A 26,004-nucleotide genomic window follows, 5' to 3' on the forward strand; every position below is an offset into this window, starting at 1 on the left:
GTTTCGGCCGGGACGTGAACGTTCGGGCGGTGTTGGGGACCGTGCTCGTCTAGCCTATTTCGACGGCGCCGTAGCGCAGGGCGAAGACCAGGGCTTGCAGGCGGGAGTGGACGCCGAGCTTGGCGAGGATCCTGGCCATATGGTTGCGCTCGGTGGTGACGCTTATGCGCAGCCGCTCGGCGATCTCGCGGCCGTCGAGGCCCTCGGCCAGGGCCTGCAAGACCTCGCGCTCGCGGGGGGTGAGCTGCGAGAGGGCGTGGCGGGCCTCGTGCTCTTCTTTTCTGCGGGTGCCGGCGAAGCGCAAGAGCTCCACGATCTCCGAGAGGGGCAGCAGCGTCTCGCCCGCCCTGAGGCGTCTGACGGCTTCGACGACCTCGCTCATGCCGACCGTCTTGTGCATCACCCCCGCGGCCCCGTACTCGACGGCCCGGGCGATCTCGGACCGGTCCAGGCTGGCGCTCAGGACCAGCGCCTGCGCGTCGGGGTTGGCGTCGCGCAGCTCCTTGATGAGCTCGCCGCCGTAACCGTCGGGGAGCCCGAGGTCGACGAGGGCGACGTCGACAGGCTCCGCCCCGAGCCTCTCGCGGGCCTCCGCAAGCGAGCCCGCCTGCCCCACCACCTCGAACTCCGGCGCCCGGTCCAGGACCGAAGCGATGGCCTGGCGGAAGGAGGCGTGGTCCTCGACGAGCAGGATGCGGGCCACGTTCTCCTCGGCGTCGTCGTCCCCGAGGGGCATCTCGAAGCGCACCGTCGTCCCCTCCCCGGGCCGGCTCTCCACCTCCAGGTCCCCCCCGAGCGTCCGGGCCCGCTCCCGCATGTTCCTGACGCCCATGCCGAGGGCTTCTTCCGCGTGGAAGCCCACCCCGTCGTCCGAGACCTCGGCGCGGAGCGTGTTGTTGGAGGCCTCGACCGTCACGGAGACGGTCCGGGCCTTCGAGTGGCGCCGGGCGTTCGTCAGGGCCTCCTGGATGATGCGCAGGAGCTCTACCTGCCCGTCCTTGTCCAGCGGCAGGTCGGCGCCCACCGAGGCCTCGATCTCCTGCCCCGGCGCTCGGCGGCGGTTCATCTTCGCCAGGGACGAGAGCATCTCGGGGAAGGTCTGTTCGTGGTGGCCCTCGAGCCTCAGGTCGTAGATGGCGCCGCGCAGGCCCTCGACCGAGCGTTTCAGCGCCGCGGAGACCTCGTCGAGCTCGGCGGTGTTCGTCCCTTCCCTGGCGAGGGCCTTTCTCAGCTCGATCTGCTGGAGGGCGTGGACGATGTCTTGCAGGGCCTCGTCGTGTATGTCGCGGGCGATCCGGGCCCGCTCGGCCTCCCGCACCTCGCGCAGCGCCTCCTCGGCCCGCTTGCGCTCGGTGATGTCCTCGCAGACGACGAGGACGATGCGGCCGCCCCCGGCGGTCCGTACCGCGTTGGCCCGCTCCTCGACCCACAGTACGCTCCCGTCCTTGCGCATCTTGCGCGCCTCCCAGACGCAGAGGGAGTTCGGGTTCTTGAGGCACGCGCTGAGGTTGCGCGTCAGGATCTCCTCGTCGTCCTCGTGGAACAGATCCTGCATCCGTCGTCCCACGAGCTCGTCGGGCTCGTAGCCGAGCTGCTCGGCGCCGAAGCGGTTGACCGAGAGGACCGTGCCACCCTCGTCGAGCGTGAGGTACATGGAGGGGTTGTCCTCGTAGAGCACCCTGTAGCGCTCCTCGTTCTCCCGGACGGACTCGAAGAGGCGGGCGTTGTCCATCGCCACCGCCGCCTGCGCGGCGAGCGCCGTGGCGATGCCCTCCTCGTGTTCCCCGAAGACCCCGGGCTCGGGGTGGCCGAAGAAGAGGCCGCCCAAAACCTCCCCCGAGCGCGAGACGACCGGGACCGCGAGGTAGCTCGCCACGGGGACGCCCTCGGCCGCGCCCCAGAACGCCGGGGCGTCGCCGTAGCCGCCCTCCGCCCGTACGTCGTCCGAGCGCACGACCTCCCCGCTGCTCAGCGCCGGTCCGAAGACCCGGGCGCTGCGCGCCACGTGCAGCTTCGCGAAGGCCTCGCGCGACAGGCCGGAGACGGCGTGGAGCGTGTAAGAATCCCCGCCCCCGACCACGTTCAAGAACGCGCCGAAGGAGGCGCCGGTGAGCCTCGTCGCCTCGTCCGTCACCACCTGCGCCAGCTTCTGCCCGTCAAGCTCGGACGACAGCATCTGGCCGACGCGGTTCAGCTTCTCGAGCGTCTCGGTCTGCTCGCGCAGGGCCTCCTCGGCGAGCCTGCGCTCGGTTATGTCCTCGACCGTGCCCTGGATGCCGACCATGCGCCCGCCCTCGTAGAGGGCGTGGGCGCTCGTGGAGATCCAGACCGCGCCGCCGTCCCTGCGCCGCACCCGGGTCTCGAAACCGGAGACGGAGCCCCGCTCCTCGAGGAGGCGGAGAAGCTCCCGGCGCCCGGCGGGGTCCTCGTAGAGCTGCTCGCCCACGTTCGTGACCGCCTCGATCATCTCTTCCGGGCTCTCGTAGCCGAAGATGCGGGCCATGGCCGGGTTGGCCGCCAGGATGCGCCCGTCCACCGACGTCTGGAAGATGCCCTCGACGGAGCTCTCGAAGATGGAGTGGTACCTCTCCTCGGCCTCGCGCAGCGCGTCCGCCATCTGCTTGCGCTCCGTGACGTCTTCCTGCACCCCGACAAAGAAGATCAGGCGCCCGTCCTCGTCGTGGACGGGGGAGATCGAGAGGTCGTTCCAGAACGGCGTGCCGTCCTCCTTGTAGTTGCGCAGCACCACCCGGCACTCGCGCCCCTCCCTCACGGCGGCGCGCACCGCCTCCAGGTCCGCCTGGTCCGTATCGCCGTTCTGCAGGAACCTGCAGTTTCTGCCGAGGATTTTCCCGGGCGCGTAGCCCGTGACCTTCTCGAAGGCGGGGTTCGCGTAGACGATCGGGTTGTCCGGGAGGTTCGGGTCCGTGACGAGGATGCCATGCCGGCTCGCCGAGGCCGCCAACTCCGCCAGCCGGAGCCCGGGATTTCCGCCGTTCCCGGCTACCAAGGGGAGACCCCCCCGCCCCGAGACGGACCGAGACGCCGGCACAAACCGAAAATCGCTCCTACCGAGACCTCTCCTGACTTCACGAACATCGACCCACTATTAGGTCCTATCGTCACAAAACAAGCATATCACGGGCCGGCCGTCGGGCCAGGTGTCTTTGATCTATATGCATCAGCCAAAGATGGCCCAATCGGTTCATGACGGTCTGGCCTGCCTGCGCAATGATTCGTACCCGGAAAGGGAAAGGAGGACTTGGCATGAAGCTTGCATTGAATGCTTGGTACGAGGCGTGGGATAGAACCGAGGGCGGGGACGTCCGGGCGGATCGTGGGGAGGCGGTGGGGCCTCCCCGGGACGTCCGCGACGGAGCCCTTCGAGAACCCGGGGGTGCGTACGGGAGGGAGCCCGCGGGAGACGCCGGAGCGTCTCCCTACCCCGGGTTCTAGCCCTCGCCGGCGAACGGAGGCGTCGGGGGAGATCGGCTCGCAAGGTATGCGCCGCCGCGAGACTTTTGCGGGAGAGGGAGGCTATATGGTGACCGTGATAGAGCACACCGGGGGACGCTACGATGTGCAAGCTACCGAGTTCGGCAGGTGCTACCGGTGGGTGCCGGACCGCGTCGTGGTCGACTGCGACTGCGGCGAGAGGCCGGTGCTGAGCCGGTCGGAGACCACCTGCGCGGGTTGCGGCGCGGACCACACGAGGGCGCTGCTCGAGGAGCTGGACGCGCGCCGCCGGGAGGACGAGCTCCTGCACCCCTGGCGTTACAACGGAGATTGCGAGGGCGCCGCGATAAGGGAGACGGGGTTCGCAGAGCTCGAGTTCGTTTGAACGACGGGCGCCCAACGAGTAGGACGGGCCCGACCGGTGCCGTCCTGCCCGCGATCACACGGGCGGGGCGGCACGCGCCCCGTCGACGAGATCAGGAGATCACGCTATGGCAGAGTTGGTAGAGGCAAGCACGCAGGTCGCCGTAGGTGGTGCCGGGCTGTTCGGGGCGCCGCATCCGGTGCTTCGACACCACGCGATAGCCCGGAGCGGGAGGCGCGGTCTGGAGCTGTTGCACGTCGCGCTGCCGAGCGGGGCGGAGGTGCTGCCGCTGTTCTCCTCCCCGGAGGCGGCGCGGCGCTTCCTCGCTTCCGAAGACCCGGGCGAGGCCTGGTACGCCAGGGAATGCTACGCGGGCGAGATGGTCTCGCTGCTTCTCGGGCTGTACGCGGGCGTCGACGGCGTGCTGATCGACCCCGCGCACGAGGAGCTCGTCGACGGGTACGTTCCGGAGAGCTTCGTGCACTGGGAGAGCTTCGTGGGCTACCTGCTGGGTGACGGCCGGGCCGCCCTCGGCCAGCGGACGCCCAGCGGGGTCGCCTGCGCCGGGAACCCATAGCCCGGAAGGAGAGGCCTTGTTCCATCTAGCAACGGAACGCGGTAGGCGCGAGGAGCGCGCCGAAGCGACGCGCACCTGCGCGGGGTTCGCGGCCCTCGACCCCCTCGGCCGGAAGATCGGCGAGGTAGAGCAGCTCTTCTCCGACGCCTACGGCGAGCCCAGGCACCTGAAGGTCAAGATCGGCGGGTTCTTCGCGGCGAGGTCCGTCCTGATCCCGCTCCGCCGGGTCGCGATAGACAGGGAGAAGCGCACCCTCGCGCTCCAGTAAGCAGGACGCCGACGGCGACCGAGAGGGGCGGGCCGGGACCGTATTGGTCCCGGCCCGCCCCACGCGTGGAAGGGCGCAGCAGCGGCGCTCTATCCCGCGGCTTTGAAGCTCCGGCGCCCTTCGACCCTCTCCATCCACGCGGCGACGTTCGGGTAGTCGGCGAGGGAGAGGTCCCCCGCCTCGTCGAGCTCGCGCAGCCGGACGAAGTTCCCGGCGTGGGCGATGTCCGCCAGGGAGAAGACGTCCGCCAGGTACTCGCGGCCCGCGAGCCTCTCCTCGAGGCGCGAGAGCGTACCCCTCAGCCCCTCCTTGGCCGCCGAGATCCGCTCCTCCGAGAAGCCGCGCTCGCGGCCCATCGTCGAGATGAAGACCTGCGGGTAGAAGTTGTCGTCGGCCTGGGCCATCCAGATTCTCGCGTAGGCCCTGGTCTTGGGGTCCTCCGGGAGGAGCCTCGGCTCCTCGAAGACCTCGTCCAGGTACTGGTTGACGACGTTCGACTCGTAGAGCGAGTCGCCGTCCACCAGGATCACGGGGACCTTACCGGTCGGGCTCGCCTCCAGAAACTCCTCGCTCTTGTTCTGGAGATCCACCTCGCGCGCCTCGAAATCCGTCCCCTTCTCGTGCAGGACCATCCTGGTCCGCCGGGCGTAGGGTCATCCCCTGGTGCTGTATAGCGTGAGCTTCACGATCTCTCCTCTCCCACAGAAGTCCGGCGCCTCGACGCGCCACGGGCCGGGCCGTCCCTGCAGGCGCACGGGCAACCCTCGCCGATATGCTACCGCAGAGCGCGGGACCGGAGACCATCGGGAACGGCCCGGCGGCCTCCTGGGAGGACCCCGCCACGAGAGATCGAGGCCGGAACTTGTTGCAGATGGCCGCTGTACCGGGCTTCGGCCCGGGGGCGTCGGACTTGCAACCGGCCGTGCCCGACCTTACGCGGCGCTCGTCTCCTCGGGAAGACGGATGCGGGCGCGGGAAGGACGGCGAGGGGCGCGAGCGCCCCCGCGCACGGGTTCGTTCGCAAACGGCCTCGGCCCTGGCGGCGCTCAGGGGAGCGGGCGTCCCGGGACGGCCCCGGGGTAGGGGAGCTTTACCTGCGAGTCGTGGTGGCTACCAGTTCCTCTTTTCGGCGTCGCAGGCCTCCACCTCGTCCATGTTGTCGCGGAGCAGGGCCTCGCCCAGGTTCAGGACCTGGAGCACCCTGTCGTCCGCGATGGAGTAGTAGGCGTTGCGGCCCTCGCGCCTGACCTGCACGTAGCCGCACCAGGAGAGGCAGCGCAGGTGGTCGGAGATGCGCGGCTGCGGCGCGCCTAGCTCGTGTACCAGGTCACCGACCTTTGTCTCGCCACGCCTCGCCAGTAACAACAAGATCGAGAGTCGCGTCGAGTTTGCAAAGCCGTTGAAGAAGCGTGCCAGGAGGCACATCTCTTCGCTCTCCCGGCCGACCTCGATACCGGGGAGAGCTTCTCTTTCGGCAATCTGTTGCTGCATATGTAGCTCCTTTCACGTCCCGCACACTATAACCCGGACGTGTCCCACCGTATATGATGCAAATATACTATTTTTCGTCCTCATGCCCGGTCTCCGCCACCGTTCGGGACAGGGCTCTCGTGCAAAGAGTAGCAAAAATGTCGGGGAAGAGAAGGCTAGGAGTATGCTTGTCCGGGCCGATGGCGATCGAGCGCGTCGGTTAGAATGCCCCGTAAGGGAAGCGAGGGTACGCGGAGGCTTCGAGCTTGGGCATAGTGGACAGGGTGATCGCGAACTCCGTGCCGGCCATACCGCGTCCGGTGGTGCGCAGGATCTCCCGCCGCTACATGGCCGGCGAAGACCTCGAAGAGGCGATCGGCACCGTGCGGGATCTGAACAAGCAGGGTTGCGTCGCCACGCTGGACGTGCTCGGGGAGTCCACGAAGGATCGCGCCGACGCCGCCGGCAAGCTCGAGCAGTACAAGCGGGTGATCGACGCCGTCGTGGAGAACGACCTCGCGAGCGGCGTCTCGGTGAAGCTCACGGGGCTCGGCCTCGACCTCGACGAGGGGCTGTGCAGGAGCAACCTCGAGGAGGTGATCGTCTACGCCGGGGAGAGGGGGCGGTTCGTCCGCGTGGACATGGAGGACTCCTCCTACACGGCGCGCACGATCCGGATCGTGCTGGACATGCACGAGCGGCACGGGAACACCGGCGCCGTGGTCCAGGCCTACCTCCGGAGGAGCCTCGGGGACGTGCGGCTCCTGGCCGAGGCCGGGGTCTCCGTGCGCCTTTGCAAGGGCATCTACGTCGAGCCGCGCGAGGTCGCCTACAAGGGCTTCGACACCGTCCGCCAGAACTTCGTCCTGCTCCTGGAGGAGCTCATGAAGGCGGGCTGCTACGTGGGGGTCGCCACCCACGACGAGTACCTCGTCTGGCACGCCCTGAGGGTCTCGCACGAGCTCGGGATTCCGAAGGGGGGCTACGAGTTCCAGATGCTCCTCGGGGTGGACGAGCAGTTGAGGCGCATACTCGTCGAGGGCGGGCAGAAGGTGCGGGTGTACGTGCCGTTCGGGAAGGACTGGTACGAGTACTCGACGCGCAGGCTCAAGGAGAACCCGAAGATAGCCAGGTACGTCGCCCAGGACGTCGTCGGCGGCGCCCTGGGGCTCATCAAGCGTCGCTAGAAGATCGGGAGGGCAGCCGTGGGACTCATACCCTACGAGAACGAGAAGTATCAGGACTGGTCGGACGAGGGGCCACGGGAGAAGATGCGCGCGGCGCTCGCGGGGGTCGGCGGTGCCCTGGGCCGGAGCTACCCGCTTATCGTCGGCGGCAAGAGGATCGAGACGGACGGGGAGATAGCGTCCCTGGACCCTTCGGACCCGTCGCGGGTGGTCGGGTATGCGGGGAGGGCCACCGAGCGCGAGGCCGACATGGCGCTTCAGACCGCGACCGAGGCGTTCGGTTCGTGGAGCCGGACGACGCCCGAGGCGCGGGCCAGGATCATGCTGAGGGCCGCGGGCATCATGCGCCGCAGGAAGTTCGAGCTTCTGGCCTGGGAGGTCTACGAGGGCGGCAAGCCCTGGTCCGAGGCCGACGCGCAGGTCGCCGAGGCCATCGACTTCCTCGAGTACTACGCCCGGGAGATGCTCCGGCTCAAGGACGGGGTGCCGATCTACGCCGTCCCCGGCGAGGAGAGCCGCTACTTCTACCAGCCGATGGGCGTGGGCGTGGTCATAGCGCCGTGGAACTTCCCGACGGCCATCCTCACCGGCATGGCGAGCGCGGCGCTCGTCGCGGGGAACACCGTCGTGATGAAGCCCAGCGAGTTCACCCCGATCACGGGCGCGCTCGTCGCGGAGATCTTCGAAGAGGCCGGCGTCCCCGACGGCGTGATGGGCTACCTGCCGGGGTACGGCTCCGAGATAGGGGACTACCTCGTCTCCGACGCGCGGACGCGCTTCGTCTCGTTCACCGGCTCGATGAAGACGGGGTTGAGGATCAACGAGCTCGCGGCCAGGCAGGTGGAGAGGCAGCGGTGGATCAAGCGGGTCATCGCCGAGATGGGCGGCAAGGACGCCATGATCGTAGACGACTCCGCCGACCTCGACTCCGCCGCCGCCGACATCGTCAAGAGCGCCTACGGCTACTCGGGCCAGAAGTGCAGCGCCGCGAGCCGCGCCATCCTGCACGCCGACGTCTACGACGAGGTGCTCGGCAAGGTCGTCGAGCGTGCCCGCGGGCTGAAGATCGGGGCCCCCGAGTCCGCGGACGTGAGCGTGGGGCCGGTCATAAGCGAGCCGCAGTTCGAGAAGGTCTCGGGCTACATCGACGTCGGCAAGGACGAGGGCGAGCGCGTCCTCGGCGAGGACCCCGGCGACCCGAAGAACGGCTACTTCGTCCCGCCCACGATCTACGCCGGCGTCGACCCGGGGGCGAAGATAGCGCAGGAGGAGATCTTCGGCCCCGTCCTCTCGGTGATCCGCGCCCGCGACTTCGACGACGCCCTCAAGATCGCCAACGACAACCCCTACGGCCTCACCGGCGGGGTCTACTCCAGAAACCGCGAGCACCTCGAGCGCGCCCGCCACGAGTTCAAGGCCGGCAACGTCTACTTCAACCGCGGCATCACGGGGGCTTTAGTCGGCGTCCAGCCTTTCGGCGGCCTCGGCCTCTCCGGCACCGACTCCAAGGCCGGCGGCCCCGACTACCTGCCGCTGCACATGCTCGCCCGGACGGTCGTCGAGAGGTTCTAGGGACGAGCAGGACGCCCTCCGGGTACTACTCGAAGGCCTCGGCGACGCAGAGCTCGAAGCCGGGCACCACCTCGCCTCCGTCGAGGACATCTGCGGCCGTGAGGGTGCTTATGTCCTTGAGGGATCTGTGGACCACTACGGAGCGGGTGGCGGGGTAGACGACCCACACGAGCCGGGACCCGGCCTCCAGCCACATCTGGACCTTCGCCTGTACCTCGGCGGCGGCATCGTTCGGGGAGACGACCTCGACGGCCAGGTCGGGGGCGAGGTCCCAGTACCCGTCTGGTGGTCCTCCCACGGGCACACGCTCCCGCGCCACGAAAGAGACGTCGGGGGCGCGGACCGTGTCCGGGTTTCGAGAGAGCCGGAACCCGGTCTTCGCGGCCAGCACGATGCCCAGCCGCGAGGTCCTGGCGTGTTGGCTCAGCGGGGCAGCCAGGGCCATTACCACGCTGCCATGCCTCGCGCCCGCCGGTACCATCTCCCTCAACTCCCCTCTTACGAGCTCGCGTCGCTTGCCGTCGTCGGGGAGGCGGAGCAGGTCCTCGGCGGTAGTAACCGTGCTCGTCTCGGCCACCCTAGAAGCTCCAGTCGCGCATGAGCTTGTCGCCGAAGACCTCGAAGTCCCGGTCGGAGGAGGCGTCGTCGAGGCGGGCGACGATCCTCGCGACCGCCTCGTCGGTGTCGGCCATGCGCCCGGCGATGGTGCGCCCGATCTCGTAGGCGACCTTGTGGGCCGCGACGGAGCCGGCGTCGAGCTTCTCGAGGAACGCCGCGCGCGGGAGGCGCCAGCCCGCCGTGTCACTCTTCGCGGTGACGGTCGCCGTGGCCTTCGGGGTGGTCATCAGGCCCATCTCCCCGACGACGGTCGGGGCGCGCATGGTCGCGAGGTGCTGGCGCCGGCCGGGGACCACCTCCTTGTGTACCTCCACCTCGCCGGAGGTCAGGGCGTAGAGGTGCTCCTCCGGGCCGCCCTCCGTGATGAGGTCCTCGCCTTCGGCGAAGCTCGCGGGCTCCAGGAGCGACTCCAGCTCGGAGCGCTCCTCGGGCGTGAGGGATCTGAACAGCGGCAGGGTCTCCAGGGTCGGCTGCACGTTCGCTCTCCTCCCGGGTTCTAGATCGTCCATTCGGTGACCAGCTTGTCGCGGAAGACGTCGAGGTCGGTCTCGCCGCGGCGGTCGAGCTCGCGGATGGCGCCGACGACCTCCTCGTCGAGGCGCGTGAGGCGGCGGGCGAGGAGGCGGGTTATCCGGGTGGCGAGCTTGTAGGCGGCCGGGTTGCCGGCCCGGATCATGGCCCGGAAGGCCTCCCGCGGGATCTTTATGGCCTCGACGGGCCCGCCGGAGCCGGCCCGCACCGTCGCCGAGGCGCCGCTGGAGCCCAGGAGCCCCCTTTCGCCGACGACGGTGCGACCGTCGCCCGCGTCTATCTCGGCGAGCTTTCTGGGGCCGTCGCCGGGGACGCGCTTCGTGACCTCGACGACGCCGGAGGTGAGGACGAAGAGGCTGCTCGGCTCGCCGCCCTCCTCGATGATGGTCTCGCCGGGGGCGAAGACCACGGGCTCCGAGACCCTCACGAACTCCTCGCTCTCCTCCTCGGTGAGGAAGTCGAAGATGCGCGCCGTCTTGATGTCGTTCTGGCTCATGCCCGCTCCCCTAGTAGATGCCCCGTAGGACGGTCGCCTTGCCCACGCTCCCTATCGCCAGCACGAAGGCCGCCGTGCGGAGGTCGAGGCCGCGGCGCTTCGCGAGCTTTCGGACCCTGCGGTACGCCTCCGTGATGGTGGAGTGAAGCTCGGCGTTCGCCTGCTTCTCCTTCCACGAGAAGTTCTGAAGGTTCTGGACCCACTCGAAGTAGCTGACGACCACGCCGCCCGCGTTCGCGAGGATGTCGGGGACCAGGATCACGCCGCGCTCCCTGAGGTGGTCGTCGGCCTCCGGCGTCACGGGGCCGTTCGCCGCCTCGACGATGTAGGAGGCCCGGATCTCCCGCATGTTCTCCCGATTTATGACGTCCCCGACGGCGGCCGGGACGAGGACGTCGCAGGGGAGCGTGAGGAGCTCCTCGCCCGGGAGCGCGTCGCCGCCGGCGTAGCCCTTGACGTCGCCGCCCTTCCGGACGTGCTCCAGGATCTCCCCCACGGGCAGCCCCGCCTCGTCGTAGACGGCGCCGGAGACGTCGGAGACGCCGACGATCTTGGCCCCGAGCCCGTCGAGGAAGCGGGCGGCGTAGGAGCCGACGTTGCCGAGGCCCTGGATGCAGAAGGTGGTCTCGGCGAGGTCCCGGCCCTCGTCCTTCATCAGCTCTTCGATGACGTAGACGACGCCGCGGCCGGTCGCGGACTCGCGGCCCTCGGCGCCGTAGAGGTCGACGGGTTTGCCGGTGACGACGGCGGGGTTGTGGCCGTGGAGCATGGAGTACTGGTCCATGATCCAGGCCATCGTCTGAGCGTTGGTGTTCATGTCCGGCGCCGGGATGTCGGTCTGGGGCCCGATGAAATCGTGGATGCGGTTGACGAAGCGCCGGGTGAGCCGCTCCAGCTCGCCCCGGTTGAGCTCCTTGACGTCCACCGCGATGCCGCCCTTGGCGCCGCCGTAGGGGAGGCGGGTGAGGGCGGTCTTCCAGGTCATGAGGGAGGCGAGGGAGCGTACTTCGTCGAGGTCGACGTCGGGGGCGTAGCGCAAGCCGCCCTTGAACGGGCCGCGGGCGTTGTTGTGCTGGACGCGGTAGCCCTTGAAGACCCGGATCGTGCCGTCGTCGAGCTCCAGCGGTATCTTGACGGAGATGGAGCGGTTCGCGGTGACGAGCAGGGCCTCGATGTTCTGCCCCACGTCCATCACGTCCATCGCCCGACCGAAGAAGCGGTTGGTGTCCTCGAAGCTCACGCGTCCACCGTTCCTCTCGTCATGGGTCCCGACGGGATTATATGCCCGCGCCGGGTGCCACGAAACGGACGGCACGAGTGCCGGCGGGCTCGTTCCTGGCTGTGGGGATGCGTATAGTTGATGCAGACCTGTCATCTCCTCGGGAAAGGAGAACTCTTGTCCCCTTACGTCCCCAGCTTCGCGGAGGTGCTATTCAGCTACGTAATGCCCATGTCTATCTTGGATGTGTTTGTCTTTCTCGCCGTATTCTTCGCGATCCTGCTCTCGGGGAGACGCCTCATGGCGCGGATGAAGCCCGGCTCGGGAGGCCCTTCCGCGGCCATGGGCATCGTGCGGGAGCGCTACGCGTGGGGTGAGCTCTCCCGCCAGGAGTTCGAGCAGATGCGGAGCGTCCTGGAGGGTTAGGGACTAGCTCTCCAGCATCCTCCTGTACCGTTCGGCGCGGGCCTCGAACTCGGGGAGCTTGCGGTCGGCGGAGCGCTGGGAGCCACGGGGCAGCCTGCCGCTCCGGGCGAGGCGGACGTAGGCCTCGGTGACGCGGAGGGCCTCGGCGTAGCGCCGGCGGCTCTCGTGCAGGGCGGCGAGCCGCTCGTAAGGGTGGGCGCCGACGAACTCCTCGGCCACGCTGAGTTCGTACAGGCGGATCGCCGCCTCCACGTCGCCGCGGCCCTCGGCGCGCGCCGCTTGCGTGTTCCGTTCGAGGGCGGCCTCGTAGCCCACGAGGAGGTCTTCCTCCGTCCCTATCTTCTCGGTCTCCTCCGGGGAGAGGACGCGCCGGGGGCCTCCTTCCGGCTCCCGTCCGCGCTCCCCTTCGCCGCCGAAGAGTTTCCGGATCCAACGCATCCCGCACGCTCCCTCCGCGTCTCGCCCCACGTTACAGGGACGGGGGCGGCTACGCTAGAATGCGCCCCAACGGCGTGGGGACGCCGCAAGCTAGAAACTTCGGCGGGGAAGAGGAGGCGACCTTGAGCATCGAGGAGTACAAGGCCTTTCATCGGCGTTCGATCGAGGACCGGGACGGCTTCTGGTCGGAGCAGGCCGGGAGGATCTTCTGGAACAAGCCCTTCGAGACGGTCTGCGACTTCGGCCGGCCGCCCTTCGCCCGCTGGTTTGTCGGCGGGGAGACGAACCTCTGCTACAACGCCATCGACCGCCACCTCGACGAGCGTCAGGACCAGGACGCCATAATCTACGTCTCCACGGAGACGGGCGCCGAGGAGCGCTACACTTACGGGGACCTCTACGCCGAGGTCAACGCCTTCGCCGCGACCCTCCGGGAGCTCGGGGTCGGCAGGGGGGACAGGGTCATCATCTACATGCCGATGATGGTCGAGGCGGTCTTCGCCATGCTGGCCTGCGCGCGCCTCGGGGCTATTCACTCCATGGTCTTCGGCGGCTTCGCCGCCGGCAGCCTCGCCAAGAGGATCGACGACGCGAAGCCGAGGGTGATGGTCACGACCGACGCCGGGATGCGCGGGGGCAACGTGATCCCCTACGGGCCGCTCGTCGACGAGGCTCTGGAGACCGCCGAGCACCCGCCGGAGAGCGTGCTGTTCTGCCGGCGCGGCATCGACGAGGACCTGGAGCTCGTCGATGGCCGCGACCTCGACTACGCAGAGCTGCGCGAGAAGCACGCGGGGGCCGAGGTGCCGGTGCAGTGGGTGGAGTCGAGCGAGCCGAGCTACATCCTGTACACGTCGGGGACGACGGGGACGCCGAAGGGGGTGCAGCGCGACACCGGCGGCTACGCGGTCGCGCTCGCGGCCTCCATGGAGCACGTCTTCGACTCGGCGCCGGGGGAGACGATGTTCACGGCGTCGGACGTCGGGTGGGTGGTCGGGCACTCGTACATCGTCTACGCGCCGCTCCTGTACGGGATGACCTCGATCCTCTACGAGGGGCTCCCGATCCGGCCGGACCCGGCCATCTGGTGGAAGATCGTGGAGGACTACGGCGTCCACACGATGTTCACCTCGCCGACGGCGATCCGGGCCCTGCGCAAGCAGGACCCCGAGTACATGAAGCGCCACGACACGAGCTCCCTGCGCAAGCTCTTCCTCGCCGGCGAGCCGCTGGACGAGCCGACCTCGCGGTGGGCCTCCGAATCCCTCGGCGTCTCCGTGCGCGACAACTACTGGCAGACGGAGACGGGGTGGCCGATCCTGGCCGCGATGATGCCGGGCCTGGAGGACGCGCCGGTGAAGGCGGGCTCTGCGGGCTTCCCGTGCGCGGGCTACGACGTCGAGCTGGTCCACGAGGAGACCGGCGAGCCCGTCGGGCCGAACGAGCGCGGGGTGCTCGTGATCCAGCCGCCCCTGCCGCCGGGCTGCATGTCGACGATCTGGGGGAACGACGAGCGCTTCGTCGAGACGTACTTCTCGGACTTCCCGGAGGAGCTCTACTCGACCTTCGACTGGGCCACGAAGGACGAGGAGGGCTACCACTTCATCATGGGCCGCTCGGACGACGTCATCAATGTCGCCGGGCACCGGCTGGGGACGCGCGAGATCGAGGAGGCGATAAGCGACCACCCCGAGGTCGCCGAGTCCGCCGCCGTGGGCGTGAAGGACGAGGACAAGGGGCAGGTCGTCTTCGCCTACGTCGTCGCGAAGAGCGGCGATAAGTTGGAGACGGAGGACGGGAGATCCGAGCTCGAGGGCTCCATAAAGGAGATCGTGGCGACGAAGGTCGGGGCGATAGCGCGCCCGGCCACCATCCACTTCGTCGATGCCCTGCCGAAGACGAGGAGCGGGAAGATGCTCCGGCGCAGCATCCAGGCCCTCGCCGAGAGCCGCGACCCGGGCGACCTCTCGACGCTGGAGGACCCCGCCGCCCTAGAGAGCTTGCGCTCGGGCACCTCCGGGGAAGGATAGGGGGTTACCCCGTAGGCCGTCGAGAGGAGCGCGTTTCGTGCGGTACGAGTTCGCCCGGTACCTGAAGATAAGGGGGGCCTCGGGTGCTACGTGGTCCCCCGACGGCCGCCGCGTCGCCTTTCTCACGGAGATCACCGGCGTCCCTCAGGTCTGGGAGGTGGCGGCCTCCGCGGGCGGGGCTGGCCGGAGCAGCTTACCTTTCACGGCGAGCGCGTCTCCGGCGCCCACTACTCCCCGGCGGAGAACAGGCTCGTCTACGGGATGGACTCGGGGGCAACGAGCGCTCGCAGCTCTTCCTTCTCGACCCCGCGACCGGCGAGGACCGGGACCTCACGCGCGCCCCGGGCGCCATCCACTACTTCGGCGGCTTCTCCCCGGACGGCTCCCGCATCGCCTACACCGCGACGCGCCGCAACGGCACCGACTTCGACGTCTTCACGCAGGGCCTCGCCCCCGGGGACGAGCCCGAGACGGTCTGGGAGGTCTCCGGCTACCACACGGTGCAGGCCTGGTCGCCGGACGGCTCGTTTCTCGTGGTCTCCCGCCACCACTCGAACCTGAACAACGATCTGTACCGGTTGGACCTCGCGAGCGGCGAGGCGACCCTCCTGACGCCGCACGAGGGCGACGCGCGTTTCTCGGGGCCGAGGTCGCGGCGGGCGGCGGCAGCTTGTTTCTCGCGACGGACCGGGACGGGGACTTTATGAGGCTGGCCCGGCTGGACCTGGGAGTCTGGAGATCGAGCACCTCACCCCCGACGACTGGGACGTGGAGGGCGTCGAGCTCTCGCCGGACGGCCGCTGGCTCGCCGTCTCCCGCAACGTCGAGGGTTCTCGGACTTTCTGCTCTTCAACGGCCGGGGCAGACGCGCCCCCAACCCGAGATACCGCCCGGCATCTTCGGCGGCTTCTCCTTCTCCCCGGACTCTCGCGCGCTCGCCTTCACCCTGACCGGTCCGAACCTTAACCCCGACGTGTGGGTCGTGGACGTCCCCGACGGGGAGCCCAGGCGCCTCACGCGCTCGGCGACGGCGGGCATCCCGGTCGCGACCTTCCGCAGGCCGGAGATCGTGCGCTACCCCTCGTTCGACGGACGCGAGGTGCCCGCGCTCCTGTACGAGCCCGAGGGGACGGCTGGCGCCCCGGTCGTCGTCAACGTGCACGGCGGCCCCGAGAGCCAGTCGCGGCCCTCTTCGCCCCGTGACGCAGTTTCTCCTCTCCCGGGGCTACGCGGTCTTCTCGCCGAACGTGCGCGGCTCGACGGGCTACGGCAAGGCGTACACGCACCTCGACGACGTGCGCCTGAGGATGGACTCCGTCGCCGACCTCGCGCACGCCGCCCACTGGCTGCGCGGGCGCGGGCACGAGCGGGTCGCCGTGATGGGGGGCTCCTACGGCGGGTTCATGGTGCTCGCCGCGCTCACGGAGTACCCTGAGCTCTGGACCGCGGGCGTGGACATCGTGGGGATCGCGAACTTCGTGACGTTTCTGGAGAACACCGGCTCCTACCGCCGCGCGCTGCGCGAGCCCGAGTACGGCTCGCTGGAGAACGACCGCGAGTTTCTGGAGTCCATAAGCCCGATCCACAAGGCCGAGAAGATCTCCGCCCCCCTCATGGTCGTCCACGGCAAGAACGACCCGAGGGTGCCGGTGGGGGAGGCCGAGCAGATCGTGGAGCGGGTGCAGGGGAACGGCGGAACGGTCGAGTACCTCCTCTACGAGGACGAGGGCCACGGCCTCACCAAGCTCGAGAACCGCCTCGACGCCTACCCGAAGATAGCCGCCTTCCTCGACCGCTACCTGGCCCCGTAAGCCCGCAACCGAACGGCCCGAGGCCGCCGCGCTCGCCGTCGAGAGCGCGACCTCCGGCCTCCGCTCGACCCGTACTAGCTCCGGGGACACGAGGGGGTCGCGCGCCCGCCGTGTGTGTCGGATCACATCGCAATTCTTGAAGTTTCATTAAGGGAGGCGGTAAGCTGCGCCCTGGCGTGTGCCCTGAGGGGGGCGGGTTATCTCACGCTGTCGTGGTCGGTTGTCGGAGCATGAGGTATTCGGGAGGCCCCCCTGGGCGTAGAGGCGCGGAAGATAGGCGGAGGATGGCTGGGGCATCGGGCCTCGTGGCGCCGGGGGGCACGCACCGCCGCCGGGGTCGTGTGCCTGCTGCTACTGGCGGCGCCCTCCGCCTCCGGGGCGCCGAAACCGGCGGGTGAGGTCCCCGCGGGCCCTCCGGCTCCCGAGGCCGCGCCCGCCTTCGAGCGGCAGCACGTCGAGCTGCCGTACCCCCGATCGCCCGCGCTCGAGGCGCGGCTCTCCGCCGGGGCGCCGGCCGTCGAGGATGCGCCCCCGAGGCTCCGCGGCCGGAGGTCCCTCCTCCGCCGGAGCCCGGCCCCGACCTGGAGCGGCTGCGCGGGAGTTGGAGGCGTCGGCGGGGCGTTACGCCGGGCGTTACGGGGTGGTCGTCTTCGACCCGGAATCGGGGAGCGGCGTCTCGCTCGGAGGCGGGGAGGCCTTCACCGCGGCGAGCGTCGGGAAGCTGCCCACCCTGATCTCGCTGTACCGGGCGGCGGCCCGGGGGGAGTTGAGCCTGGACGAGAAGATCTCGCTGCTCCCCGGGGACTACCAGAGCTACGGCACCGGCGTGCTGCACAACTTCGCGCCGGGGACGGAGATGACGCTCCGGGAGTGCGCCTACTTTCTCGTCAACAAGAGCGACAACACCGCGTGGGCGATGCTCGACCGCCGCCTCGGGGTGGAGAACATACAGGCCGAGATGAGGGAGATCGGGGCGAGGGGCACGGACTACGACATGGGCGTGACCACCCCCGAGGACGTCTTCCTGATGCTCCAGAAGATAAGCGACCCGGCCTTCACCGACGGGGAGCTCTCGGGGGAGATGATCTCCGCGATGACGGACACCGCCTTCGAGGACCGCATCCCCGCCCCCCTGCCCCCCGACGTGCGCGTGGCGCACAAGATCGGCTCCTACGAGGACAGCTACGGGGACGCCGGGATCGTCTTCTACAAGGACCGCGACGGGACCGAACGCCGCTACTTTATCGTGGTCCTCTCGGGCGGGACGGGCGAAGGCTCCGCGCGAGCCGCGATGCAGGAGATCTCGCGCGTCGCCTACGAGGCCCTCGCCGTCCCCCGCCGGGGGGCGCCCGAGAAGAAGCCGGAGGCCTAGAAGCCCCGCGGGCGCCCGGAGCGTCCCGTCTCGCGCCCCCATCGGGTTGCGCTGATATTTACGCAAAGTTAACCCCGCTGAAACAACGGCGCCCGGCCTGCTTGCTAGCCTTCTCCGTCGGAAGGGCACAAACCCAGGACCGGAGGGCAGCTTGAGCATGCAGGAAGAGTCGAGACAAGTCGTGCGGGGCAGGCCGGGTAGCATAAGCCGCAAGGCATTCTTGGGCATAACGGGGATGAGCGCCGCGGCGGTCATGCTCGGCGGGGGGCCGCTGCAGTCGCTCGGGGCGCGCGCGGCGCTCGGCCAGGAGATGCCCAGCGTCACGGGCTACGGGCCGCTCGTGCCCAAGGGCGACCTCAGGCTGCCGGCGGCGTTCAACTACCAGATAGTCTCCACGCAGGGCGAGCCCCAGCGCGACGGGACCATCACGCCCGGCATCTTCGACGCGATGGGCGCCTTCCCCGACGCCGGGGGCGGGGTCAACCCCCGGGGCGACACCACGATCCTCATCCGCAACCACGAGAACCGCCGCTCGCGCGGCGAGATCCCGTGGTCGTGCCGCCCGCGTTCCGCTACGACGAGGACCCGAGCTACAACGGCGGCTGCACCAAGCTCGTCGTCAGGCGCACCAAGGACGGCAGGAACGCGGACGGCCAGCAGCGCTACAGATACGAGGTCGTCGACAGCTTCAACATCCTCGGCGGCACCGACACCAACTGCGCCGGCGGCGAGATGCCGTTCAAGAAGTGGATCACCTGCGAGGAGGTCGTCAACCGCGGCGCCACCGGCAAGAAGCACGGCTACATCTTCGAGATCGACGCGATGAGCGACGGCCCGGTGGAGGCCGTGCCGATCCCGCAGGCCGGCCGCTTCGTGCACGAGGCCGCCGCGTGGAGAAGCGGCGTCCTCTACCTCACGGAGGACCGCAGGATCAGGGGCGCCGGGGGCTCCTGCTTCTACCGCTACACCCCAGACCAGAGGGTCGGGCAGTCCGGCAACCTCGCCGAGACGACCGGTCCGCTGGAGGCGCTGGCGGTGAAGGGCCGGCCGAGGTTCAACGCGGACGCCTACACCGTCGTCGGCGAGCCGCTCGAGGTCGAGTGGGTGCCGGTCCCCGAGCCCGACCACGACGACGACACGGACAACCGCCGCGACCGGGTGCCCAACTTCACCCCGACCCGCTTCCAGGCGCAGGACAACGGCGCCGCCATCTTCGACCGCGAGGAGGGGATCTGGGTCTCCGGCCAGGGCCAGGGCGCGAAGGTCTACTTCGACTGCACGGAGGGCGGCCCGCAGGAGCTCGGCCAGGTCTGGGAGTACGACCCGGGCCGCGAGACGCTGACGCTGATCTACATCTCGACGGACAGCCAGACGCTCCAGAACCCGGACAACATAACGATCGTGCCGCAGACCCAGGACATCTTCCTCTGCGAGGACGGGCCGGCCGAGCAGTTTATCCGCGGCGTGACGCAGGACGGCGAGATCTACGACTTCGCCCAGACGGTCACCAACGACTCCGAGTTCTGCGGCGCCTGCTTCGACCCGGACGGCCAGACGCTCTACGTCAACCAGCAGGGCGACCGCCTCGGCGAGAACGAGCCGCCCCAGGGCACCCCGCAGACGCGCGCGGTGACCTACGCGATCTACGGCCCGTTCGAGAAGCGCGAGGGGAGCAACAACAAGAACTTCGGCAACGGCCCGAGCAGGTAGGACGAGCCGAAAAAGCAGCATCCGAAGGGCCCGCTCCGGCGGGCCCTTCTATTCGTCCCGGGCCGACGAGCCAGGGTTTTACACGGAGTTCACGCCGGTGTAACCACCGGGCCCCGCCCGGCCGGTAAGCTCCGTACCGGTCGTCCGGAGAAGCCCGGCCCCTGTGGAGGCTTCGGGATGGACGGAGAAGCGGAGGCCCTCACCGAGCCCGCCTTTGCCGCGGCAGGCAAGCCACGCGTGGGCACGGAGAAACAGGCGAGCGATTCGACCACGAGGAGCAGAGCATGATCCCACCGAGGAGAAACCGTCCCCGCACCGCGGCAGTCCCTGCGCTCACGCTGTTCCTGTCCGCTTGCGCCGCCGCCGCGCTCCTCGTCCTGGCGACCTCCGGGATCGTCGGCGCCGCCCCGGCGCGGACCGGGGCGCCGGAGTGCGCCGCCGGGGTGGATTTCCTCGGGTTCTCGGACGCGCTGAACAAGCGAACGTACGAGGGGACGAGCGTTGGGGGGCTCTCCGCGCTGGCCTACGACGGCCGCCGGGGCGGCCTCTACTACAGCCTGGTGGACAACGGGCCGGCCCCAACCTCAGAGGCCCGGTTCTACACGCTCGGGCTCCCGACGAGGGGCGGCGCGCTCGGCACGCCGGAGATCCTGGACGTCACCACCCTGAGGGACGCGAGCGGCCGGGCGTTCACGGCCTCGGACCTCGACGGCGAGGGGCTGGCCCTCGCGCGAGACGGCGACCTGCTCGCCTCCTCCGAGACGGAGCCCTCGATCCGGCGCTTCTCGTCCGGGGGCGAGCTGCTGGAAGAACTGCCCGTACCGCAGAAGTTCCGGGTCGCGCCGGAGGGGCAGGCTCAGCGCAACCAGACCTTCGAGAGCCTCGCCTTGAGCCCGAACGGCCGCAGCCTGTTCACGGCCGTCGAGGGGCCGCTCGTCCCGGACGGGAGGACCGCGGAGGGGGAGGCTCACCTCCGCATCCTGCGCTACGAGGACAGGGGGCCGGGCGGCTTCGCGCCGGCCGGGGAGCTCTACTACCTCGCCGACCCGGGGCTGGGCGTCGTCGAGACCGTGGCGCTCTCGGAGGACGATCTGCTGGTGCTGGAGCGAGGCTTCCAATCCGGCGCGGGCAACACCGTGAGGGTCTACCGCGTCTCGCTCGACGGGGCGGAGGACGTCACCGACGAGCCGAGCCTCGCGGCGCCGGGCCTGGAGCCCCTCGAGAAGGAACTGCTCGTAGACCTCGCCGACTGCCCGTCGAGCGGCGCGACGACGCCGGGCACGCAGCCGAACCCGCTGCTGGACAACTTCGAGAGCTTGGCGCTCGGTCCGCGGCTTCCGGGTGGCAGGCAGTCCCTGCTCCTGCAGAGCGACGACAACTTCAGCGCCGGACAGGTGACGCGCGTCGTCGCGCTGGGCGTCGAGGGCGAGCGTCTCCGGACGGTCGGGAGATGAGGATGGAGACCGTCGATCGGTCTCCGTTCGGGCGGTAGCGGCCAGGCTCGACGAAGGCGTACCGGATCTTCGGCAGGACGCGACGCCGGAAGCGCGCGTTCGAAGGGCTACCGGATCGCGGTTGCGTGGGATCCGACCCGGCCGTACCTGGGGCGGAGTCGGCTGCTTCCCCGATCTCTGCCGGGGGCGGCGGCTCCCCGGGCCCGTAATACCGGGAGGTCGCCCCTGGCGACGGCGCCGTCGCAGGGGCGGAGCCGGCGGGCGACGCGGCCCTTCACCCCGTTTTAATTCACTCTTTACCCACCGGAAACAACGCACGCCGGTGCCGCTGCTAGCCTCCCTCACGTAGACGCCGTCGGCTTGGAGGGAGGTTCTCTTGAGCGTTCTTGGCACGCGGTGCACCGCGGCACGCTCCATCCGCGCGAACCGCGGGAAGAGGGGGGTATCCGGCGCGGAGGACGAGGCCCCTAGCCGGAGCCCGAGGAGACGAGGCAGATCAAGCGCATGAACTTCGAGTCCCGAGGGGCCCGCTACGGCGGGCCCCTCTCTCTTTGTCCGCCCGGAGGCCGCAGCGCCGGCCGCGAGGAGGTTGGAACACGTGGTTGAGAGCTACAGGTGGCACGTCGCCGCGGTCGTGGGCCTCGCCCTCGTCCTGCCGCCTTCCCTGATCCCGGCGGCCGCAGAGCCCGGCGGGGGACGCCACGAGATACCCGACACCGGCCCCGCTCGGGCGCAGGCGTCCGAGCGGGACACGGTCGATCTGCGCATCCTCGGCGTGAACGACCTGCACGGCAACCTGGAGCCGCTTCGGGAGGGGGATCGGGCCGTGGGGGGCGTCGCCTACCTCGACGCCCACCTCGACGGGCAGGAGCGGGCCTACCCGGGGCGCGCCATCCGGGTACACGCCGGCGACATGGTCGGCGCCTCGCCCCTGGTCTCGGGCCGCTACCGCGACGAGCCGACGGTCCGGGCCATGAACGAGATGGGCTTCGACGTCGGCACTTTGGGCAACCACGAGTTCGACGAGGGGGGCGAGGAGATGCTCCGCCTCCTGAACGGCGGAGGGGGCGAAGGCGGCGGGCCCGCGGACGGCCGCTTCCTCGGGGCCGACTTCCCCTACGTCTCGGCGAACGTCCAGTACAGGGGCTCCGGGGAGACCGTCCTGCCGCCGTACGCGGTCGTGGAGCGGGACGGGGTGAGGGTCGGGTTTATCGGGGCTACCACGGAGGACACGCCCCTCGGCCTGATGCCGGAGGCGGCCGAGCCGTTCCGCTTCACGGGCATCGCCGGGGCCGTGAACCGCCAGGCGACGGCGCTCGAGGCGGAGGGCGTCGAGGCGATAATCGTCCTCGCGCACGCGGGCGGGACGCCGGGAGGGGCGGGGGAGGCTCCGCGAGGCGAAATCTTCGAGGAGACCGCCCGGATGAGCGACGAGGTGGACGCGGTGATCTCCGGCCACACCCACAACATCATCGACGCGCGCGTGGGCGGTAAGGTCGTGGTGCAGGCGGGCGAGTACGGGGAAGCGTTCTCGGTCGTGGACCTCAGGATAGACCGCCGCTCGGGCGAGGTCGTGCGCGCCGAGGGGGAGGTGCTCCCGACCCTCAGCGACGCCGTGCGCCCCGACCGCGCCCTGAACGCCCTCGTCGAGCGTTACGGCGAGAGCGTCGCGCCCGTCTCCGACCGGACGGTGGCGAACGCCGCGGGCGGCGTCTCGCGCCGCGCCACCCCGGCCGGGGAGAGCGCGATGGGGGACCTCGTCGCCGACGGCCAGAGGGCCTACGCGGGGGCCGACCTCGCCTTCGTGAACACCCCCGGGCTGCGGGAGGACCTGCCGAGCGGGCCCACGACCTACGGCGAGCTCTTCGCCGTCCACCCCTTCGGCGACGACCTGGTCCGGATCGAGATGACCGGCGACGCGGTCTTGCGCGTTCTGGAGCAGCAGCACGCGGGCGGCAGGAGGCGCATCCTCGGGTGAGCGGCCTGCGCTACGCCGTCGACCCTGGCCGTCCGGAGGGGCGTCGCGTCCTGTGGGCGATGCTGGAGGACGGTCGGCCGATGGACCGGGGAGCGACCTACACCGTCGCGGCCGACGCCTTCCTCGCGGGCGGCGGCGACGGCTTCGCGGCCTTCGGAGAGGGACGAAACCCCGCGTCGCCGGCAAGGTCATCGACGCCCTCGCCGCGCACCTCGGGGCCATGCCGCAGCCCTTCGCCGCGCCCGACCCCCTTCGGGAGCGGCGCATCTCCTCACCCGGGGCTGAGCCCGGAAGATAGCCCCGCGAACGGAACGAGATTTAACGAAGAGTTTTCGGTACGGTAACCTACCGGCCGGGCCTGGCCCTATGCTGCTCGACGGACGAAGACCACCACTCGGGAGCGGAGAGCGAATTGGCACAGGCGAGGCTCGTGACGGTTTTGACGGTTGGGTTGCTGGCGCTGGCGGCTGCCGCGGCGAGCGCCTTTACGGGGCCTCGGCGGCCGGAGCGGCGCCCGCCGGGAAGGGGCGGAGGACGCGCCGGTCTTGAACATAGGGCACCGGGGCGCGTCGGGGTACGCGCCGGAGCACACCATCGCCGCCTACGATCTGGCGAAGAAGATGGGGGCGGACTACGTAGAGCAGGACCTGCAGCTGACGAGGGACGGCGTGCTCGTCTCGCTGCACGACGAGACCCTCGACCGGACAGCGCGGCCTACCGCCGAGTCCGCCCCCGGCGACTGCACCGGCCCCGTGCGGGAGAAGACGCTCGCCCAGATCAAGACCTGCGACGTGGGGAGCTGGTTTAACGAGGCGTACCCGCAGTACGCGAGCGAGGAGTACGTGGGCCTGAGGATACCGACGCTCGAAGAGGTTTTTGGGCGCTACCGCAAGAGCGTCAACTACTACATCGAGACGAAGAGCCCCGAGGCCGCCCCCGGCGTGGAGGAGGAGCTCCTGAGGCTCATGGACGAGTACGGCCTGACGCGTCCCGCCGCCGAGAAATGGCAGGTCCTCATTCAGTCCTTCAGCCCGGCGAGCCTGCAGAAGATACATGCCCTCGACCCCTCGCTCCCCCTGATACAGCTCTACGCCGGCGCCGAGACGAGCCAGACCATACAGCCCCGCCTCGACCTCGCCGCGACGTACGCCGTCGGCATCGGGCCCTCCAAAAACGACGTGGACCGGCCCCTGGTCGAGGCCGCGCACGCCCGCTGCCTGGACCTCCACCCCTACACCGTCAACGAGACGGCGGAGATGGAGGGCCTCATAAACCTCGGCGTGGACGGCATGTTCACGAACTTCCCGGACCGCTTGGAAGCGGTCCTCGGCAAGGACGCCGCGGCCGGAAAGACCGGCGCGAGCCTCGCTTCGCGGGCGAACGCCGCCTGCCGCGAAAGCTAACTCACCCCCGCCTCCCGTCCGTCCGGAGGCACCGTGCGGTCCGCGCCCCTGCCGGGGCGCCTCGCCGGCCATTGCGTCTCCGCCGGCCGCTGCGTCGAGCCGCTCTTCCGGTGTTCCCGGGGGAGCGGTCGGGCGCGTACCGCGGCGTTGAACCCAACGTTTACCGCCCTTTAAGCATGCTTTCACCTAAGCCCGGATAGGCCTTTCTATACTCCGAGCGGTTCGTGAACGGAGGGCGCGGAGGCGCCGTTTCTCCGCTCGACGACGCGTGTTCGCGGAGGGGTTCGTACCCGGAGGGGTGAGTGATGGCGGGTGGCTAGGCCGAGGATAGGTGCGTCGTGGCCCGCGGGCAGCACCGGCGCGGGCCGCGCGTTTCGGGAGGCTTCGCTGGCCCTCGCGCGCTTCTTCTGGATCTCCGCCGTGGCCCTCTCCGTGGCCGCGACCTACGTCAGGAAGAGGGCCGGGGCGTGGCCGTTCGTCGTCGCGGTCTTCGGCGTCTCGCGGCTCGTCTTCTTCGTGGCCGGCGGCCTGGCCGTCGCCCTCCTGCCCGACGCGCAGCCGCCCGACGAGCTCAGGAGCGCGCCGTTCAGGCTGGGTTACTGGGCCAACTGGGACGGGGCCTGGTACGCCGAGATCGCGAACGAGGGCTACTCTGGGCCGCACTCCCCGACGAGCACCGTGTTCTTTCCGCTGTATCCCCTGCTCGTGCGACTGGGGGCCTACGTGCTGCCGGGGGGGACGGAGTCGGCGGGGGTCGCGCTCTCGCTCTTGTGCGGCCTCGCCGGCCTCTTCTTCGTCTACCGGATAGCCGAGGAGATCTACGACGAGCGGGCCGCCAGGGGGCGACGCTCGCGATGGCGTTCTTCCCCACCGCCTTCTTCTTCAACGCCCTGTACACCGAGGCCCTGTTTCTCGCCCTCTCGGCGGGCGCGGTCTGGGCGGCGCTCGTCCGGCGCGACCTCCTGCTCGCGGGCGCCCTGGGGGCCTCGCCGCCGCCACCCGAAACCCCGGGGTGCTGCTGCTCATCCCTTTGGGCTACGAGTGGCTGCGCAACCGCAAGGAGTTCGGGCTCGGCGGGCTCCTCTCCCTGAGCCTCGTGCCGGCGGGCCTCCTGGCCTACGTGGCGTTCTTGTGGGCGCGCTTCGGGGAGCCCTTCGTCTTCGTCAGCGAGCAGACGACGTACTGGGGCCGCGGGCTGACGAACCCCATCGCGACGCTGGACTGGGCCTGGAGGACCGCCGTCTGGGGCGCGGACCACTTTCTGCACCCGGGGAGGCTCTTTCTGGACCCGCTCCCCGAGCACGCCTTCGAGGCCTCCAACGTGGTGAACCTGATCTTTCTGGCGGTCTTTCTGTACCTGGCGGGCGCGGGGCTCCTCGGCCTGCCCCCGGGCCTCTCGGTCTACGCGCTCGTCCTCGTCTTCCAGCCGGTCCTGGCCCCCTCGTCCTACGTCCCGCTCATGAGCATGCCCCGCTTCGTGCTCGCCGCGTTCCCCGTCTTCCTTATCGCCGGTTTCCTCCTCTCGCGCACGAGGGCCGGGCTCGTCGTCTACCTCGTCGCGAGCTCTGCCGCCGGGATCCTCCTCGTCTCCCTCTTCACGACCTACCGCTGGGTGGCGTAGAGC

At 69.8% G+C, this 26,004-nt stretch carries 21 protein-coding genes and 3 pseudogenes; 16 read left to right on the top strand and 8 right to left on the bottom strand.

Going from position 1 to position 26,004, the window contains the following annotated elements:
- Positions 1-49: 49 nt before the first annotated feature.
- The gene (locus tag GBA65_RS03965; RefSeq protein WP_166395475.1) at positions 50-3,010 is read right to left on the bottom strand and encodes a PAS domain S-box protein; all 2,961 of its coding nucleotides are present in this window, start codon (positions 3,008-3,010) and stop codon (positions 50-52) included.
- Positions 3,011-3,541: 531 nt separating this feature from the next.
- Here GBA65_RS03965 and GBA65_RS03970 point away from each other — a divergent pair.
- The 3 genes from GBA65_RS03970 (at position 3,542) to GBA65_RS03980 (ending at position 4,665) form a co-directional block, all read left to right on the top strand.
- On the top strand, positions 3,542-3,841 hold the full coding sequence (locus GBA65_RS03970) for a hypothetical protein (protein ID WP_166395476.1): 300 nt from the start codon (positions 3,542-3,544) through the stop codon (positions 3,839-3,841).
- Positions 3,842-3,947: 106 nt separating this feature from the next.
- Positions 3,948-4,397, top strand: coding sequence for a hypothetical protein (locus GBA65_RS03975; RefSeq protein ID WP_166395477.1), 450 nt, complete (start codon positions 3,948-3,950; stop codon positions 4,395-4,397).
- Between the two features lie 16 nt (positions 4,398-4,413).
- Positions 4,414-4,665: a PRC-barrel domain-containing protein gene (locus tag GBA65_RS03980; RefSeq protein WP_166395478.1), complete on the top strand. Its 252-nt coding sequence runs from the start codon at positions 4,414-4,416 to the stop codon at positions 4,663-4,665.
- A gap of 89 nt (positions 4,666-4,754) precedes the next feature.
- On the opposite strand, the gene GBA65_RS26065 is transcribed toward GBA65_RS03980, so the two are convergent.
- Positions 4,755-5,297, bottom strand: a complete 543-nt coding sequence (locus tag GBA65_RS26065; protein ID WP_166395479.1) for a glutathione S-transferase family protein — start codon at positions 5,295-5,297, stop codon at positions 4,755-4,757.
- A 478-nt stretch (positions 5,298-5,775) separates the two neighbouring features.
- On the bottom strand, positions 5,776-6,156 hold the full coding sequence (locus tag GBA65_RS03990) for an ArsR/SmtB family transcription factor (RefSeq protein ID WP_166395480.1): 381 nt from the start codon (positions 6,154-6,156) through the stop codon (positions 5,776-5,778).
- A 254-nt stretch (positions 6,157-6,410) separates the two neighbouring features.
- Between GBA65_RS03990 and GBA65_RS03995 the strand changes: the two genes are divergently transcribed.
- Both GBA65_RS03995 and pruA read left to right on the top strand, forming a co-directional pair.
- Positions 6,411-7,322 (top strand): proline dehydrogenase family protein, encoded by a 912-nt coding sequence (locus tag GBA65_RS03995; protein WP_228281866.1) that lies wholly within the window; start codon positions 6,411-6,413, stop codon positions 7,320-7,322.
- 84 nt (positions 7,323-7,406) lie between these two features.
- The gene (gene pruA, locus GBA65_RS04000; RefSeq protein WP_407691060.1) at positions 7,407-8,894 is read left to right on the top strand and encodes an L-glutamate gamma-semialdehyde dehydrogenase; all 1,488 of its coding nucleotides are present in this window, start codon (positions 7,407-7,409) and stop codon (positions 8,892-8,894) included.
- 25 nt (positions 8,895-8,919) lie between these two features.
- Here the strand turns inward: pruA and GBA65_RS04005 are convergent, their stop codons facing one another.
- From GBA65_RS04005 to GBA65_RS04020, 4 genes are read right to left on the bottom strand one after another with little or no spacing between them, the layout of a single operon-like run.
- On the bottom strand, positions 8,920-9,471 hold the full coding sequence (locus GBA65_RS04005; protein WP_166395483.1) for a Uma2 family endonuclease: 552 nt from the start codon (positions 9,469-9,471) through the stop codon (positions 8,920-8,922).
- Position 9,472: 1 nt separating this feature from the next.
- On the bottom strand, positions 9,473-9,988 hold the full coding sequence (locus tag GBA65_RS04010) for a cyclic nucleotide-binding domain-containing protein (protein ID WP_166395484.1): 516 nt from the start codon (positions 9,986-9,988) through the stop codon (positions 9,473-9,475).
- A gap of 20 nt (positions 9,989-10,008) precedes the next feature.
- A complete protein-coding gene (locus GBA65_RS04015; protein WP_166395485.1) occupies positions 10,009-10,539 on the bottom strand; it encodes a cyclic nucleotide-binding domain-containing protein in 531 nt (176 codons plus the stop codon).
- 10 nt (positions 10,540-10,549) lie between these two features.
- Positions 10,550-11,740 carry a Glu/Leu/Phe/Val family dehydrogenase gene (locus GBA65_RS04020; RefSeq protein WP_166398324.1) on the bottom strand — a complete coding sequence of 397 codons (1,191 nt, stop codon included), beginning with the start codon at positions 11,738-11,740 and terminating at the stop codon, positions 10,550-10,552.
- A gap of 249 nt (positions 11,741-11,989) precedes the next feature.
- Here GBA65_RS04020 and GBA65_RS04025 point away from each other — a divergent pair, with 249 nt between their 5' ends.
- Positions 11,990-12,184 (top strand): SHOCT domain-containing protein, encoded by a 195-nt coding sequence (locus GBA65_RS04025; RefSeq protein ID WP_166395486.1) that lies wholly within the window; start codon positions 11,990-11,992, stop codon positions 12,182-12,184.
- Between the two features lie 3 nt (positions 12,185-12,187).
- On the opposite strand, the gene GBA65_RS04030 is transcribed toward GBA65_RS04025, so the two are convergent.
- Positions 12,188-12,622 (bottom strand): hypothetical protein, encoded by a 435-nt coding sequence (locus GBA65_RS04030; protein WP_166395487.1) that lies wholly within the window; start codon positions 12,620-12,622, stop codon positions 12,188-12,190.
- A 128-nt stretch (positions 12,623-12,750) separates the two neighbouring features.
- Between GBA65_RS04030 and GBA65_RS04035 the strand changes: the two genes are divergently transcribed.
- The 10 genes and pseudogenes from GBA65_RS04035 to GBA65_RS04080 all read left to right on the top strand — a co-directional run bounded on the left by GBA65_RS04035 (position 12,751) and on the right by GBA65_RS04080 (position 26,001).
- Entirely contained in the window at positions 12,751-14,652 is a 1,902-nt protein-coding gene (locus GBA65_RS04035; protein ID WP_407691061.1) for a propionate--CoA ligase, read from the top strand.
- Between the two features lie 37 nt (positions 14,653-14,689).
- A pseudogene (locus GBA65_RS26070) lies at positions 14,690-16,463 on the top strand (S9 family peptidase).
- 601 nt (positions 16,464-17,064) lie between these two features.
- Positions 17,065-17,835: a serine hydrolase gene (locus GBA65_RS04045; RefSeq protein WP_166395489.1), complete on the top strand. Its 771-nt coding sequence runs from the start codon at positions 17,065-17,067 to the stop codon at positions 17,833-17,835.
- A gap of 310 nt (positions 17,836-18,145) precedes the next feature.
- Positions 18,146-18,370 (top strand): annotated as a pseudogene (locus tag GBA65_RS26075) (alkaline phosphatase PhoX); the annotation flags it as partial.
- A 14-nt stretch (positions 18,371-18,384) separates the two neighbouring features.
- Positions 18,385-19,545: an alkaline phosphatase PhoX gene (locus GBA65_RS04050; RefSeq protein WP_166395490.1), complete on the top strand. Its 1,161-nt coding sequence runs from the start codon at positions 18,385-18,387 to the stop codon at positions 19,543-19,545.
- 284 nt (positions 19,546-19,829) lie between these two features.
- Entirely contained in the window at positions 19,830-20,999 is a 1,170-nt protein-coding gene (locus tag GBA65_RS04055; RefSeq protein ID WP_166395491.1) for an esterase-like activity of phytase family protein, read from the top strand.
- A gap of 775 nt (positions 21,000-21,774) precedes the next feature.
- A pseudogene (locus GBA65_RS04060) lies at positions 21,775-23,321 on the top strand (bifunctional metallophosphatase/5'-nucleotidase).
- Positions 23,322-23,522: 201 nt separating this feature from the next.
- Positions 23,523-24,380 (top strand): glycerophosphodiester phosphodiesterase, encoded by an 858-nt coding sequence (locus tag GBA65_RS04070; RefSeq protein WP_228281662.1) that lies wholly within the window; start codon positions 23,523-23,525, stop codon positions 24,378-24,380.
- 854 nt (positions 24,381-25,234) lie between these two features.
- Complete coding sequence (locus GBA65_RS04075) at positions 25,235-25,471, top strand: hypothetical protein (RefSeq protein WP_166395493.1); 237 nt, start codon at positions 25,235-25,237, stop codon at positions 25,469-25,471.
- Positions 25,393-26,001 (top strand): hypothetical protein, encoded by a 609-nt coding sequence (locus GBA65_RS04080; RefSeq protein ID WP_166395494.1) that lies wholly within the window; start codon positions 25,393-25,395, stop codon positions 25,999-26,001. Before GBA65_RS04075 ends, GBA65_RS04080 begins: the two co-directional genes overlap by 79 nt.
- The last annotated feature ends 3 nt before the right edge of the window (positions 26,002-26,004 follow it).

It is taken from the genome of Rubrobacter marinus, assembly GCF_011492965.1.
Taxonomy (GTDB): Bacteria; Actinomycetota; Rubrobacteria; order Rubrobacterales; family Rubrobacteraceae; genus Rubrobacter_F; species Rubrobacter_F marinus.